Origin of the sequence: Kitasatospora sp. MAA19, from assembly GCF_029894125.1 — a bacterium.
Classification (GTDB): Bacteria; Actinomycetota; Actinomycetes; order Streptomycetales; family Streptomycetaceae; genus Kitasatospora.
The window spans coordinates 45,043-61,759 of the sequence record NZ_JARXYZ010000021.1; the positions used below are offsets into that span (position 1 = coordinate 45,043).

General features: G+C 72.0%; 2 protein-coding genes. Both read right to left on the bottom strand.

The features are described 5' to 3' along the window. Positions 1-43 precede the first annotated feature (43 nt). The gene (locus P3T27_RS27310; protein WP_280683085.1) at positions 44-481 is read right to left on the bottom strand and encodes a hypothetical protein; all 438 of its coding nucleotides are present in this window, start codon (positions 479-481) and stop codon (positions 44-46) included. Beyond that, a complete protein-coding gene (locus P3T27_RS27315) occupies positions 478-16,713 on the bottom strand; it encodes a toxin glutamine deamidase domain-containing protein (RefSeq protein ID WP_280683087.1) in 16,236 nt (5,411 codons plus the stop codon). The genes P3T27_RS27310 and P3T27_RS27315 overlap by 4 nt, the downstream gene beginning before the upstream one ends. Positions 16,714-16,717: the final 4 nt, after the last annotated feature.

Sequence of the window (16,717 nt, forward strand, 5' to 3'; positions counted from 1 at the left end):
TCCCACCGGCCGGGGGCCGTCCGCCGATGTGGCCGCAGTGGCCTCAGAGGCCTTCCTCGACCTCCCAGACCGTCTCCTGCCCCGCCGCCGGCGGGGCCAGCAGGAACGCCACGGCCCGCTCCTGCACGTCCGGGGCCGGCGGCTCGGGCGCGGCGCCCGCCGCCGTCCGCTCGCGCAGGTGCGCGAGCAGGCCCGGCTCCGGGGCCAGGCCGTACCGGTCGAGGTAGTAGGTCACGGTGTCGGTCCAGATCCACCGGCCGTCGCAGCGGTAGTTCATCGGCACACCGCCCGGCCGCTCCGGGTCCAGGACGTCGTCCATCAGGCTCGGGGTCATCAGCACGGTGGTGGCCGAGGCCAGGTACTCGACCAGCGCCTCCCGCTCGTCGCCGTCCTCGATCACGGGGTGGTCCTCGTGGAAGTCCGGCCCGGTCAGCGGGTCGACCAGGTCGAAGACGGCGGCAAGGGTGAACTCCGCGGTCACTTGATCAGCTCCTGGAAAATCTGCTCCGCCAGCGCGTCCGGCTGGTCGGTGTCGAACGGGATGGCGCCCCTGATCGGCGCCTCGTACTGGTCGTCGTGGTCGACGCGGAGGTAGTTCTCGGGCCGGGGCTGCGAGTCGCCGCCGGGCGGGAGGTGGGCACCGAGCTTCTCGACGACCGGGACGAGCGTACCGTCGGTCGGGCGGTCGAAGCGGTACCAGTTCCCGCCGGCGGAGATGCCGGGCCGACCGGTCTTCGTCATGCCCACCCGGTGCGCCACCACCAGGTCCCCGCGCCTGCCGAGGTCCGGCACGCCGTTCTCGTCGACCTTCGGGACGAACCAGACCGGCCCGTCGCCGGCGTAGGCCGACCCCGTGATCGTGGGATCGAGCGCCCACAGCTTGGTCATCACCTGCGCCACGTAGCTCGTCTCGATCCCGGAACCCAGGTTGCAGGCCACGAACTGCAGCGGCTTCTCGCCGTCCCAGGTCTTGTCCGTGAACGCCTGGTGCAGCCCCGTCGCCACCTGGTCGGGCGAGAGGAGCTGGTTCACGTGGACCGGGTATCCGGAGTCGGTGTGCATCGCCACCGTGAAGAAGCGGTCGTCGAGCGGGAACCTCTGCATCGCCGCCTGCTTCTGGACGTGCGTCTCCAGGTTCGGTGCCGCGCCGATGACCGTGACGGGCTGCCGCCGCGGGTCCCCGGGCGGGTTGTGTCCGCCGGGCTGGGCGGCCTGGTGCCCGGTCGGCGTCTGCGGGGTGTCGGGCGTGTTCGGGGTGTTCGGCGTGGCCGGCGTCAGGTGGCCGCCGCCCGGGGTGCGGGGAGTTCGGGGGGTGCCGGGTGTCTGGAGGGCCGTCCAGTTCTTCTCGACCTCGGACGCGGAGACGTGCGCCCCCTGCTTCTTGAGCGAGTTGACCACCTTCAGCAGCCGGTGGCGGTCCAGCGGCACGACCGGCAGTGAGGCGTCCCCGACCTTGTTCAGACGCTTCAGGTAGGTGTCCACTTCCTCCTTGGTCACGGGGTTCTCGTGGGACAGTTTGAGCCCTTCCCGCACCACGTCCGTCATCCGGCGCACGCTCCGCAGCCGGTCGATGTCGACGTGGTTCGGACCGCCGTGGAGCTCCGCCGCGAGATTGCCGATGTACCAGGTCTTCAGCCCCATGGCCTCCTTGGTCTTGACGTTGGGGAAGGCGTGCGCCGCGGACCAGGCGCCGAGACCGTCCGCGTTCGTGACGCCGATCTCCTTGCCCAGGGCCCAGAGGTCCCCGTGCTCCTTGATCCCCCGGACGCCGGACATCCCGGCCAGGTGGGACTGCAGTTCCTCCTTGGCCTGGCGGACAGTCGCCGAAGCCGGCGTTCCCGGCGTACCCAGCGGGGGGAAGGAGGAGCGCGAGTTGGCCTCCTTCACGTCGATGAAGAGCTTGCCGCCCGCCTTCCGCCGCTCCTGCACCGTGTAGGTGCTCCCCGGCTTGCCCAGCACCTCGTGCTCCTGCATCTCCACCGAGAAGGCGGAGATGTCCTTGGCCGCCCCGCCACCGGTCAGCTCCATGGTGACCAGCAGCGGCTCGGTGCCGAAGACGGTCCTGCGGGTGTCCCGGAACCTGATCGCGACGGACTCCCGGCGGCTGGTGCTGGTGAAGTCACCGTGCTTGACGTGCGAGCCGCCGTAGGCCGGGGACAGCCCCGTGAAGCCCTTGAACGAGATGGCGGCGGCGCCACGGTAGACCTTGCCCTCGGCCGGCGGCAGCTGTTCCAGCGCCGACTCCAGCATCCGCGTGTGTTCGCGCAGCTCCGCCTTGAGCCCCGGCAGGACGTCCGTCCTCACGAGCTCCATGATCTTCTTGCGGTTCGCGTTCTCCACGGACTCGATGGCGGAATGCTGCCGGAGCAGGTCCTTGATGGCGGGGTGGGAGGCCAGCGAGAGGGGTGTCGGGCCCGAACCCCAGAGCAGGTGCTTGATCTGGACCAGCATGGCCCGGTCGAGCGAGTCGCCGAACCTCATCATCACGTTGATCAGCGGGAAGACCGGTCCGGTGTAGGCCGCCAGGGCGTAGAAGTGGGCCTTGGTGAGCTTGCTCAGGACCTCCTGAGGCGTCATGTGGTTGGTGTTCAGCCAGTTCCTGACGCCCTCGACCACCTCTTCGGGCGCGTTGATGTCGTCGTCGGGCTTGCCCGCGGCCATCTCCTCGAAGATCTCGAACCGCTTCTCGACCACGTTCCGGTGCGGGCCGCCCGGTTCCCCGAAGCCGCCGTCCTGCTGCGTGATCTTCGAGACGTAGACCTGCTCGTGCGGCAGCATGTGGTCCGTGCCCGCGTGCCCGCGCACCTGGTCGAGCGAGATGCCCGGCAGGTTGCGGTACATGTTCTCGGCGGACGTCAGCGTGTCCTCGCCCAGCGGCTTCGTCACGCCGGTCAGCTCGACCCCCTTGAGGATCTCGTAGACCGAGTGGTCGCTGGTGGGCAGCATCCAGCCGAACAGCGCCTTGACCATGTGGTCGGGGTCGACCCCGGCGACGTCGAGCAGCTTGAACGCCGTCATCAGCTTGGCCGAGGTGGCCGAGATGCCGGCGACCAGCCGCATGCCCATCCCGCCGTTGGCCTCCTTGTACCAGGGGGAGTCCGGGCTGAGCTTGTGGACGGACGCCCCGGTGCGCCAGCTGAGCGGCGTGTCGGGGCCGATCTCACCGGGGCCGAGATCGACGTCGGCGCGATGCTCGACCAGCTTGTACAGGACCTGGCCGCCGTGGGCCCCCCGCTCGACGATCACGTCGTGGACGCCGGGCTGTGCCTTGAGCGCGTCGAGGTCGTACGAACCGTCCGCCTTCAGCGGGACGTTCTCCCACAGCACCTCCTCCAGACGGAGCCCGACCACGTCCCAGGCCAGCGGGTTGACCTTGAGGAAGGCCACCTCGCGCTCGCTCAACTTGACGCCGGTGACGTCCAGTTGCAAGGCCGAGGGCCCCGGCACCTCGTTCGCCGGCCGCGGGCGGCGGGCGGTCAGGCTGGCCAGGTAGCTCTTGCCGTCGGAGAACCAGGTCTCCGACTGGGCCAGCACGTTGCCGGTGCCGAACACGTCGTGTTCGAACATGGTCGCGTGCTTGGGGCTGACCTTGCTCAGGCTCTCGTACAGGCCCTTGCGGACCGGGCCCTCCAGGAACACGTGGTGCTCCTTCAGCGCCGCCACGTTCAGACCGAGCTGCTCGGCCCGGGTCCAGTCCTGCTTCTCGATGATGGTGTTGAGCAGCTTCTTGAGGCTGAACTCGGAGTCGTTGAAGTAGGCCCCGTTGAAGAACGCCGTCATCAGCTCGCGGGTGTTGCCCGTCTTGGCACCGGGCTTGAGGAACTCGCCGATCTGCTCCGGGGTGAGCTGGGTGCCGATCTGCCCCGCGGACGTGGGGTCATCCTTGAAGATCGTCTGCATGCGCTCCGCCGCCGGCGCCTCGGGGAAGGCCTGCCGGAGCACGTTCAGCAGCTTGACCACCGTCCTGCGTGCGGCGTCCTCCGCCTCCGGCAGGTTGTGGCAGTACGCCCCGAGCTTGGTCTCGAAGTCCCGGGTCGCCGTGGCGTACTCGGGCGCGTCGTAGACCGCGCGCTTCCCGAAGGGGGTCGCACCCGGCATCTCGTGCGCGACCGTCGGGGAGTCCGACCAATGGAGGCCCTCCGGGAGACCGGTGTGCGGGGCCGGCACGGAGAGGTCCGGTGGCAGGTGCGGGCCGAGCTCCTCGACCTGCGGCTCGGCCGGGTGCTGCGGGTGCTCCGAGTGCTCCAGGTCTTCCGGCTGGGCCGCGTGCTCGGGCCGGCCCGCGTGCTCGGCGGCGTTCTCCGGTACCGAGACCTTCAGCCACTGGCCGCCCGGCACCACGACCGGCAGGCCGTTGGAGTCGAAGCCGACGGTCTTGGCCACGACGAGGTGGCCCGGGCCGTCCGACTCGACGGTGAAGGCGGCCCCGGTGGGCTTCGGCACGAACCAGAGCTTGCCCTCCGGGACGTACGCCTCCAGCGGGCCGCTCACCTTGCCCCGCAGGGCGGTCAGCACCTCACTCGCGTACGAGGAGGCCTTGCCCGTGCCGAACTCGCAGGCGGGGAACTGCAGCGGCCTGCCCTCCGCCCAGATCCCCCGGGCCCGCAGCTCCGCCAGGACGTTCGCCAGCTCCTCCGGGCCGACCCGCTCGCCGTGCCAGGTCGGGGCGCCGTCGGCGTGCTCCGAGTGGAAGGCGACGGAGAAGAACCGCGGGTCCTTGGGGAAGCGGGCGACGGCCGTGCCGGTCTCGTGCAGCTGGGCGGCCGGGCTGTCGGGGTCGGCGAGCCAGCGCACGTCCGAGCCCTCGTGGGCGTGGACGAGGGCGTCCACGATCTCGTGCACCCGCTCGGGACGCGGAGCGTGCTCGGCGGTGCCCGGGTGCTCGGGCTGCACGTGCTGGGGCTGCGGGTTCGACGGCGGCTCCGCGACCGGGTGCTCCGGCTGCGGGTGCTCCGGCTGCGGGTGCTGCCCGGGCGTGGCGCCGCCGGCCGGGTGGTCGACCTGGAGGGTCGTGTGCTCGTAGGGGAAGCCCTCGTGGTTGAAGCGGGTCAGACGCACCCCACCGTCCGGCTCGGCCAGCAGCAGGTCGACCGGCGCCATGAAGGTGTCCGCCACCCGCCGCGCCGCCGCGTTCGGATCCGTCAGCAGCCCGTCCTCCACTCGCAGCACGATCCGGAACGACCCCATGTCCTTCGACAGCAGCCGGGGCATCAGAGCCTCCTCCAGCCCCGCCGGGTCCAGCGGGCCGTCGCCGGACAGCTCGCGGACGTCGAACGGGGTCGGGTCCAGCCCGTCCTGCGGGGACTCGTAGGGCACGGAGTCCCAGGAGAGCTTCACCGCGGCAGGGCCGGTGGGGGCCGGGGCGGTCTGCGGCTCGTCGGCGAGCCCGTGCCACAGCTTCCGGTCCGCGTCGGTCAGCCCCTCGGCCTCGATGCCGGGCAGGTGGGCACGGATGTCGGCCTCGGTGAGCGGCAGGCCCGCCCCGGTCGTCCGCTCGATCGCGTCGGCGGTGCCACGCAGGTGCTCCCAGCTCACGCCGTCCTCGCCGGGCTCGTAGAGGTGGTCCGCATAGCTCGCCACGGCCGTCTCCGTCGGATGGCCCGGGAACATCGCGTGGGCGAGGTCCGACAGGTCCCGGGCCGTCTTGAGGTGTGCCACGCCGGACGCGTCGAGGGAGGGCACACCGGTGCCGTAGAGCGAACGCCCGAGCCGGACCAGGTCGAGCACCTGGTGGTGGTGGACCGCCGCGTCGCCCGGTCCGGTGCCGGCGTGCAGGCCGATCGCATCGCCGATCTGGGTGATCAGGGTGTGGTCGGCGGGGCCGGCGGCCGTGTTGAACTGGTCGCCGAGCGAACCGGCGACGTACTGGTCGAAACGGTCCATGCCCTCGACCAGGTGGTCGGCGATCTCGTGCGTGGTGTAGCCGCCGAGGAAGAGCTCGAAGGAGTTGGTCAGCACGGAGGGCCGGAAACCCTGCTCCAGCAGGAACTTCTGCATCAGCACGCTGACGTTCACGCGACTGTTGGCGTCGGAGAACGGCTGGATGATCTGCAGGGCCCGGGTCACCTTGGCGATCGCGAGCAACTTCGCATGGTCGTCGGTGGCCGCGGCGACCTCGGTGTAGTAGCGGTCCAGGACCGCTTGGACGTGGCCGGGCGCCTCACCGTGGGCGTAGCTGATCGAGATCATGCCCTCGCCCTTCTGCCCACGGGAGAAGGCCACCAGCGGCAGCCCGAGACCCTTCGTGGAGCCGGGCTTGGCCGTGATGTCCCCGAGCAGCTGACGACCGTTGACGAGGTCGTCGGCGAGGTCGGACGCCGCGGTGGTCCGGCCGGTGCCGCGCATGGTGGTGTGCAGGCGGTCGCCCTTGGTGCCGGACCACTCCGTGGCGACGTTCCGGCCGGAGCCCTCGACCAGGTGCTGGGTGGCGAGCTTGTGCAGCTCCTCGTAGGCGTGGACGTCGATCCGCGACCAGTCACGGCCGGACCCGGACGTCCCGTCCAGCACCTCACGGAACAGCTCGGTCATGCTCTGCCGGAAACCCGGGTACTTCGTCCGGTCCAGGTGGTTCGCGGCGTCGGACGGCGAGTTGATGAGCGCGTCCTGGTGGACGTTGGCGTCGATGAACAGCCGCCACCACGAGGACTCGGGGATGAGGTCCGCGAGCCTCGGGCCGCTGTGCGCGGGCGGTGCCGGGTCGGGGTGCGGGCCGGGCTCGGGCTCGGGGTTCCCGACCGGGTCGGGTACCGGCGGGGCCTCCGTCCGCTCGTCGGCCGTCGGCTTCGGGTGGCCGGCCGGGGGCGTCACCGGATCGGGCGCGGTCGCGGGGTCCGGCTTCGGCTGCGGGTGCTTCGGCGTCGCGAGACCGTCCGGGTTGTTCTCGCTGAAGGTCAGGTAGTGGTCGCTCATCACCTTGGCGTCGACCGTCTCCCGCTCCGGGATGTCGACCGTGATCGGGATGACGCCCTTCTCGACCAGCTTCTCCTTGCCCTTGAAGAAGACGACCTCGACCTCCGCGAAGCCGTCGTACCGCGCCATCGGCGTGTTGAACTTCGCGTGCGAGACGACCTGACCCGCGTTGCCGACCGACAGGCCCTCGCGCGTTCGGTGCGACCCACCGACGATGGCCTGGAAGGTGCCCTCGGCCACGCCGACGTCCGTCTTGACGCCGCCCTGGATCTGGCCGCCCCAGAGCGACCAGTCGAGCCTGGTCTTGGTGGAACTGGTCGAGGTCGCGTTGGAGGGGCTGAGTTCGACCTTGCCGTCGGTGCGGTCGTACTCCAGCTGCAGGACCTTCAGGTTCACCTGCACGCCACCGTCCGTCACCAGCAGCCGCCGCCCGGGCGAGGGCGTGCTCAGCGGCTCGCCCCGGGTGGACGCGCCGAAGTTGCTGGCGAGCTGGGTGTGGTCGGCGGTGTTGCGCGCGAGGCCCTCCAGCCGGTCCCAGGTGCGGCTGCCGAAGAACGTGCGGCCCTTCACCCGCAGCAGGTCCTGCACACCGCCGGAGTCGCCGAGCCAGCGCATGACGTCGATGTCGCGCAGGCCCTCGGTCCAGACCCGGGCGGGCGGCGCCTTGACGACCGTCTCGACCGGCGGCTCGGCGGGCGCCGGCGGCCGGGCGGGCGCGGTGCGGTGCTCCGGAGCCTCGAACGGCGTGGGCTTGGGACCCTTCGACGGGCGCCCCTCCCCCGCCTCGACCGCCGCCTCGAAACCGACCTTCGCGGTGTCGATGCTGTGCACGACCCTGCCGAGCTGCCGCATTCCCCGCCAGGCCTGCCCGGCGGCCGACTTGACGTGCTCGAAGGCCGTCCCGGGGGCGGTCGTGGAGGAGTCCGGCCGGACCAGCCGGTCCGGGCCGCCGAGCGGGACCAGCGGCCGGCGTTCCATCCGGAAGTACAGGGTCGCCTCGCCGGTGTAGACGCTGCCGGCGAGCTTGGTCTTGGTGGCGGCGCCCGCGGTGGTGCGCTGCGCCTGGACGTCGAGCTGATCGTGCCCCCAGGAGTGGGTGACGGACCCACCGGCGGTGACGGCCGGTCCGACCGGCAGCGGGCTGCTGGTGCCCTGGGCGGAGACGGTCACGGTGTTGCCGCGCCCGGCGCCGTAGCTGGTGACGCCGTCCGAACTGGCGAAGGACTTCTGCACCTGGGTACCGGTGTTGAACTCGGTCTGCGCGGTCTCCCCGGTGTGCTCCAGGCGGGAGACGCCGGCCGTGATCCGGACGGTGCTGCGGCCGTGCTTCACCACGATCTCGTGGCCGGACATCATCGACTTCAGCTGCGGCTGGAGCTTGGTGACGTCGAGTTCGGCGAGGATCTTCTCCTTCATGCCGGCCCAGTCCGAGCCGAGCACCTTGGTGGCGCGGCGGTCGATGCCGTCCACGGCGGTCTCGCCGACCGACCGGTGGTCCTCCCCACCCGCCGGGTGCGGGCCGCCTCCGCCGCGGGGGCGCAGCGGGTAGACGTCGGTGACGACGTCGGAGGAGCCGAGCCGGTGGGTCCGCTCGACGCGGGCGGGCGGGTCGAGTGGCTTCTTCAGCGGCGCGGTCTCGGTGGAGCCGTGCGGCGGCGCGTCGCGCAGCGGGACGGCGACGGTGGTGTGGACCGGCACGGTGAGGTCGGGCGCGGTGACCTTCTCGCCGAGCTTCCTCGCCTCGATGTGGACGGTGAAGTCGGCGGTGCCGCTGAACAGGCCGGCCGGTTCGACCGTCTTGCCCTTGGAGACGGTGGCGCCGGTGGTGTCCACGGTGGAGCCGTGCACGAAGTCGCTGCGGCGGGAGAGGTTGAGGCCGAGGTCGACGTGCGGCAGCTTGAAGCGGAACGGGGCCGAGAAGACGTCGCGGACGCGCCGGTCCTTGCTGACGCCCGTGGACACCCGAGTCTGGGTGCCCAGTTCGAACTCGAACTTCTCGACCGTGTCCGTGTGCTGGAAGTCCTTGGTGAGGCCTGCCTTGACGGTGACGGTGGTGTCCCAGCCGTGGATGGAGACGTGCTCGGTGAGCTTGCCGCCGCGGGACAGCTTGGACAGCTGCGGCTTGAGGGCGAAGGGGTCGAACCGGTTCTTGAGCTTCACCAGGACGTCGTCGGGGACGGAACCGAACTGCTTCCGCAGGGTCTTCTCGACACCGTCGATGACGGCGGTGTCGCCGTTGCCGAGGCTGTGCACGACGTCGGAGGCGCTCAGCGCGCCGCGTTCGGTGATCCGGTGCGGGGGGTCGTGCGGCTCGGCGGGCCCCTCGTGGGTGACCGGGGTACCGGTGCCGGGGCCGGTGAACAGCGCGCGCCCGTCCGCGCCGACGGTGTAGCGGCCGGTCTCCTTGGCGTCGAGGCTGACCTCGGCCCGGATCGGGACGGTGACGGTGTGCTCCTTGCCGTCGACCGTCAGCTTGACCTCGACGCCGATCCCGGCGTCGTAGATCTCCTGCGGGCGGGCGTACTTGCCGTTGGCGTAGACCTTCTGGGAGCTGCCGTCCCGCCAGCCGTCGCGGTCGCGGACCTGGCGGGAGTAGCCGCCGCTGGTCTCCATCGCGTTCTTGTCGGGCAGCGGGACGGTGCCACCGGCGGCGCCCTGGCCGGACTTGGTGTCCGACAGGAGGCGGCGGCCGGACTTGAAGGAGGTGGTCTCGTCGACCGGGTTGAGCTCGGCCTTGGCGTTGGGCCGCTGGTACGCCAGCTCGGAGATGTGGGCGGTGGCGGAGACCTTGACGCCGTGCTTGAGCAGGTTGGCGGCCGTCCGCTCGGGTGCCTCCAGCGGGGTCTGCCGGGTCATCGACGTCAGGTGGGAGGCGACCATCGGGTGGCTGAAGAGCTGCTGGACCTCGTTCTTGACGTCCTTCCAGGCGCCGCCGAGGACCTCCTTGCCGAGCCGGTCGAGCTCGTCGTGCAGGGGTTTGACGGTGGGCAGGTCACGGACGGTGCTGGTGTCCCCGAAGCCGCCCCCGGTGCCATCCGGGCGCCGCCAGACGTCGTCGGGCGGGCTGGGGACGGTGCTCCCGGGCTCGAAGGTCTTCGGCTGGTGGGGCTGCGGCGACTCGGTCGCGACGAAGAGGGTGGGGTCTCCGGCGCCGGTGTCCTTGACGCCTCGGGCCTCGCTCTGCTCGATCAGGGCCCGGAAGTCGACGGTGGTCTTCGCGGTGTCGACGGTCGTCCCGAGCGGGGTCTTCCGCTCGAAGGTCAGGATCAGCTCGCTGCGGCCGTCGTAGACCACGCCGGCGCCCTTGGTCTTCGTGGTGAGCAGGACCTCCTGGCTGCTGCCGGAGATCCGCACCGTGTCCTTGATGAGCTGGAGGCCGCCGCCGGCGGAGCCGAACGACTTGTCGGTCCCGCTGCCGGAGAGGACGCCGGGCAGCGGCAGTTGGAGTCCGTCGCCGGTGCTGTCCAGGACCGAGCGGACGCGCTGGACGCCGGTGCCGACGTTGAACTCGGTCTGCGGGGTCGATCCGCTCTGCCACATCGCCTTGACGGCGGCGGTGATCTCCACCGATCCGGTCACCAGGCCGGTTGCGTCGACCACCTCGATCCGGGTCGGCTCGCCGGACATCATGCTCTTGAGGTCCTGCTGGAGCCGGGAGAGGTCGAGCTCGGCGGACATCTTCTCGCGCAGCTGCGGCCACAGGCCGCCGAGTACCTCCTTGGCGGTCTCCTCGACGCCGTCGAGCACCTCCTGGATCGGGTGGTCGGAGTCCGGACGGCCGTGCCGGTGGGTGGAGACGTCGAGCACGATGTCGGAACCGCCGAGGCGGTGGCCCTCGACCACGCGCTGGGGCGGGGCGAAGAGCTTGTCCTTGGGCAGCGGCACCGGGGCGCCGTGGGCGTCCAGGGTGTCGCGGACCGGGATACCGACGGTGGCGCCGATGTCCAGCCGCTGCACCCGGTCACCGGGTTCGGCGATCACGGGCTTGCCGTGGTGGGTGAGTTCGGTGAAGTCGATGGCCAGGTGGAGCTTGCCCGCGAACAGGGCGCCGGGTTCGACGGTCTTGCCGCGGGCGATGGAGCGGCCGACCTCCACCGAGGTGTCGCCCTTCAGCGAGTCGTGCTGGTAGCCGAGGGTCTCGGTGATGTCGGCCCGGCCGAGCTTGAACTTGGCCTGCAGGCCGGCGTTGAACCGGTTCAGGGTGTCGCTCTGGAGGCCGATCGAGGCGTGCCGGTCGGAGCCGTTCTCGAACTCGACGCTCGGGGCGGTGTCCTGGTGCACCAGGCTGTCGACGTCCACCCGGACGGAGATCCTGCCCGACCAGCCGTTGGTCTCGAACGGCGCCTCCCAGACGTCGCCGCGGGAGAGCGCGGTCAGCTTGGGGCGCAGCGTCGCGGGGTCGAAGAAGTCCTTGGCGAGCGTGTTCGCGGCGGCCAGGTCCTTCGGGAAGCCGGCCTCGAAGAGCTTCACGATCTGCCGGTGGACGGCCGTGTCGCCGCCGTGCAGGCCGACCACGAGGTCGGAGGCCGACAGGCGCCGGTGGTTGGTGACCCGGGCCGGCGGCAGGCGCAGCTCGTCCGGGCCGAGCGGCTTCCTGGGTGCGAAGGCGGGGTCGTCGTGGTGGTCCTGGCTGCCGCCGGACTCCGTCGAGAAGACGGACATGGCGAGCACCGAGACCGGCGGGGAGGGTGGCGCGGGGTGGACGAGCGGGTCGTGCTCCGCCTCGGTGATGACGATGCTCGGTGTGTCCGTACGGTGGGGCGCGCGCTCGTGCGCCTTGGGGTCGGTGGCGGGCTCGGGCTTCGGGGTGGGGTCGGGCTTCGGGGCGGGCTCGGGCGCCTTGGGGTCGGGGGCGGGCTCGGGCTTCGGGGCGGGCTCGGGGCTCGGGTCCGCCTTCGGGGCGGCCTCGCCCGTGGTGCCGGTCGTCGTCGTGGGCGCCGGGTCCGGCTCGTGCTTCGGCGCCGGGGAGGGTCCGGTCTCGGTCTTCGGCCGGCCCCCGGGCACCGGCACGGTGAGCGTGGACGACGGGTCCGCCACCGGCTTCGGGGCAGTCTTCGGGGCCGCCGTCACCGGGTCGGGCCGGTCCGTGCTGCCGACGGTCGGCACACTGTGCGGCACGGGCGGCAGCACCGGGCCGTCGTGCGCGTCCGGGTGCTTCGGCGCGGGGGTGCTGACCGGGGGCGCCGGGACGGGCGGACGGCTGGCGTCGTAGTGGTCGGTGCCGTTGTAGTAGACCGTCACCTGGTGGCCGTCCGGGCGGCCGTAGCGCGCGTACTCGCTGAAGCCGCCGTGGCCGTCCGGGCCGAGGATGCGCAGCCGCAGGCCGAGGGCGTCGGCCAGCAGCGGCGGGAAGGTCTCGCCGAACCCCTTCCACCAGGAGCTCTCCCAGAACTCCACCGCGTGCCTCAGGCCGGCGAACTCCTTCGGCGAGAGCGGGAAGTCGGAGGCGGTCAGGTGCCAGATCTGGAGGTCGGCGAGCTGGGCGTCGGTGAGGTCGTGCAGTCCGATCTGCTCGGGCTTGCCGACCAGGTGCTCGAACTGCTGCCGGGGACTGGTGGCGCCGTCGGCGAGGTTCCAGCCGACCTCCGCCTCGACGGTCGGCCGGTCCTCGCCCCGGGCGACCCGCTCGTCGATGTACTGCTGGCGCAGCGCGTGTGGGTCCGCGGCGGGCTCCTGGCCCAGCCCGCGCAGGTAGTCCTCGGCCTTCGCCTGCTCGGCCGGGCTCTTGAACTTCCACGCGGCGCTCTGTTCGGCCTGCTGCCCGGCCGCCGCGGGGTCGAGGCCCGCGGCGGTCAACTCGTCGGTGAGCACGGTGACGTAACGGTCGCGCAGCAGCCGGGCGGGCACCACCTCGTGGGTGGAGACGCCGGCGACGCCGAGGTCCAGCAGGCCGTCGAGCAACTGGGTGCGGTCCGGCCGGCCGAGGCGGTCGGCGAGGTCCCGGGTGGCGGCCTTGCGGTAGGTGTGGATGACCTCGGGCGGCAGCTTGTCCGGGCCCTGCGCGGTCAGGTGGTCGAGGACGGCGCGCTTCATCGCCTCGGGCGTCGAGGGCGCCGGGCGGAGTGCGCTGGAGCGCGTCGCGCCGCGCTCGGTGAGCACCTGGTGCACGGCGTCCGGGCGGCTGGTGGCCACGGAGTTGAGCAGGCAGAGGCCGTCGCCGGCCACCCGGACGCGCTCGCCGGGCGAGGGGAAGGCCGGCTCGGTGACGGGCTCGGTGGCGTGCGAAGTGGTGTGCGAAGTGGTGTGGGGGGCGGGGTGCGAGGGGCCGTCCGCGCCGGTGAAGGTCTCCGCCGGGGTCGGCCGGGCCGACTTCTCCTCCGGGTGCAGGGCGGCCGCGTTGAAGCCGCCCTCGCCGTGGATCGGCCGGTTCTCCGGGTCGAGCGTGATCGCCCAGACCCGGGTGACGTCGTGCGGGAGCGGGCGGTCGCCCGGGGAGTGCAGGCCCTGCTGGGCGTCGACCCAGACCAGGCCCTCGCCGGGGACGTTCACCAGGTTCCAGGCGTGGCCCCTGCCGTCCTCGGTCCAGGCGAAGACCATCGCGGCCGAGCCGGGGCCGCCCTCGGTGACCCGGCGGGCGACCTCGTCCAGGCCGGTGGTGCCCAGGCCGAGGTACTCGGCCGGGTAGCCGGTCCAGTGCTGGGCGTCGGTGACCGCGCCGAGGTGGCGCTCCGACAGGGTGAGGGCGACCTGCGGGTCCCCGTGGAAGCCGGCGTGGAAGGCCATGGTGGCCGCCACGCAGTTGACGTCGGCGAGCAGGCTGCCGTCGCCGTCCTTGGGGTTGACCAGCTCGACGAACTCCTGCGGGTGGGCGAACTTCTTCGGGCCGTCGGGGCCGGCCAGCGCCTGCTCCAGGGCGTGCCGGGCCGCCGGGCCGGGTGTGCCGTAGTCGCCGTCGGAGAACTCGTGCAGGAAGGAGTCCAGCGGGCGCAGCGGGCGCGGGGCGTTCCCGTCCGGGTCGAACGGCGGGCGGCCGTCCCAGGTCGGTCCCTGGTCGGGCCGGGGGCGCTTGACGGCCGGTTCCGGGGTGGTCGGGCCGGACGGGGTGTCCTGGCCGGTGTCGCCGTGGTCGTTCTCGTACTCGTCCCGGCCGCGGCGGCGGGAGGGCTGCTGCGGCTGGTCGGTGGAGCCGTGGTCGGGTTCCGGCCGCTGGGTGGGGGCGTCCGGGATGGGGGCGTCCGGGGTGGGGCCGTCCTGCCGGTGGGCAGGCGGGGTGCCGTGGTCCGGGCGGGGGGTGTCGGCGCCGCCGAGGTAGCGGATCTGCCAGACCCGGCCGTCCTCGACACCGATCACCAGCCGGACGCCGTCGACCTCGCCCTCGTGCAGGGTCAGGGCGCCGCTGGGGCGTTCGGGGTCGGGGTAGCTGCGGTCGGGGCGCTGGAGGATCCGGTGGGCGGCGGCGGTGAAGTCGGTGTCCGTCCAGTGGGGCAGCGCGCCCTCGGGGAAGTCGGCCTTGATCCACCAGGGCGCCAGCCACTCGTCCGGGTGGGCGGGGTCGAACCCGCTGGGGCGGGTCGGCTCGGGGTGGGCGGGGCCGGTGTGGCCGGGCTCGGGGCGGGGCCCGGTGGGCTGGTCCGGGGTTGCGCCGGAGGTGCGGGTCGGGGTCGGCGGCTTGGGGTCCGGGCCGGCCGGACCGGTGGCGACGGCGTGCTTCGGCTCCTCGGTGCCGCCGCTCGCGCCCCCGCCGACGGTCCGGCCCGGGCGGGCGGGGCTCACCGGGTCGTCGACGAGGGTGGTGCCGCTCCAGCTGGTGTCCGTCCGGGCGGGCGGGCGCCCCGGCCCGGACTTGGCCCCGCCGTCGCCCTCGGTCCGGACCGGGGTCGGGCGGTCGGCCTTTCCGGTGCCGGAACCGGCGGACGGGTCCTGCTTCCCGGAGCCCGTGCCTGGGCCGGCCGGGTCGGGCTTGCCGGAGGACGCGGCGGGACCGCTGCCGGTGGAGGTGGTCACCACGGGCTTCGGTGCGGAGCCGGCGAACAGCGTCTCCAGGTCCGCCTGGCCGAAGGCCTTGGCGAACAGCGCCGCGTACTCGACGTCCGGTGCCTCGTTCAGCCCGCGCGAGTAGCCGAGGACGTGACCGGCCGTCACCTCCTCGTGGCCCGGGCCGAGCCGGGGCACCGGGAAGGGCGCCGGGTGGCCGGCGAGGTTGCTCGCCAGGGCCAGGATGGAGATCGGGTGGTAGGGCGGGAAGTAGGCGCCCTGGCCCTCCCCGATCGCCTTGAACTGGGTGCTCTGGATCAGGTTGGTCCACGCGTGGCCGATGCCCGTCACGGCGAAGCCGTGGTGCAGGGCCTTCCCGAGCAGGCCCATCGCCAGGCCCGAGCCGAAGGTGGCCGCGCTGGTCGTGAACTGGTGCTTGTCGTCGAAGATGAGGTTGTAGAAGCCCTCGGAGAGGTTGCCCTGCGCGCCCTCCACCAGCTGGGAGCCGAGCGCGAAGCCGAGCTGGAAGAACTTGCTGCCCTCGCCCATGTGGGCGGCCAGGTTGGGCAGGTGCTCGGCCAGCGCGGAGATGCCGTGCTCACCGATCTCCGACCCGCCGTGCTCCAGGATGGAGCGCAGCACGACGCCCAGCGACTCGTTGCCCGCCCCGTGCTTGGTCCACCCGGCGACGAAGGCCTCGGCGTACTCCTGCCCGAGCTTCTTGGCGGCGTCCTTGCCCAGCGCCGATCCGAGGTGCTTCTCGAAGGTGCCGGCCAGGTTCTCGCTGAAGCGCTCGGCGACCGAGCCGGCGCCGGCCTTGCCGAAGCCCTCCTTCAGCCACGGTTCGACGCTCTGCATCTGCTGGCCGAGCGACTTGGCGAAGGCCTTGGACTCCTCGTCGGAGAGCAGCTTGCCGCCCGTCCTGGCGCCGCTCTTGCCGACCCCCTCCAGGGCCTCGCCACCGGCCTTGCCGATCGTCTTGGCGCCGCTCTTGCCCGCCCCCTCCAGAGCCTCACCACCGGCCTTTCCGATCGACGTGGCGCCGGCCTTCTCCAGGTCCTTGAGCGCCGAGCCCTCCGCCTTCTTCGTGACGGTGTTCAGGAGGTGCTTGAGGGCCTCCTTGTCGCCGTTCTTCATGAGCGACGACAGTTCCTCGGACAGGACCGATCCGGCGCTCTTGCCGATCAGGGAGCCGATCAGCTTGCCGAGGCCCATGCCGAGCAGGTTGATCGGGCCGGCCAGCACGCCGCCGACGAACCCGTTCAGGACGCCCTGCTTGAAGGAGTCCATGTCGTACGAGTGCCGGTCGCCGTGCGAGAACTGGATGCCCTGGATGATCGAGTCCATCAGCATCGCGGTCACGATGCCCGAGAAGGAGTGCATCAGGATCGACTTGAGCAGGAACTTCAGCAGCATCGACAGCGCCTGGCGCGTGAAGAAGTACTTCAGCGACAGGCCGGCGAAGCTCTCCCCGAAGGTGAACGGCGCCCACAGGGTCGCCATGGCGATCTCGAACATCAGCTGGACGAGCTGGGCGATCGCCATCCACTTGGTGTACTCGACCGAGTTGGCGACGTCGCCCGCGCAGTCCGCGAGCTGTTTGGCGACGTCGGCCGCCGACCCGACGTAGTCCGAGCCGCCGCCCACGCCGATGAACTCGTTCATCGCGATGCTGAAGGACTTGGCGGCCTCGCCCTCGAACTCCTGCCGGGCCTTGACCGCCACCGTGGCGATGAGCTCCTTGAGCCTGGGGAGCTCCTCCGCCAGCCTCTCGTACGCGTCCCGGACCTCCCGTAGGTCCCCCTCCTTGATCTCGGGCCAGGGCATGCCCGAGACCACGGTGAAGAACTGGGCACCTTCCTTGCCGGGGTCGATGGACGGATACGACACGGTC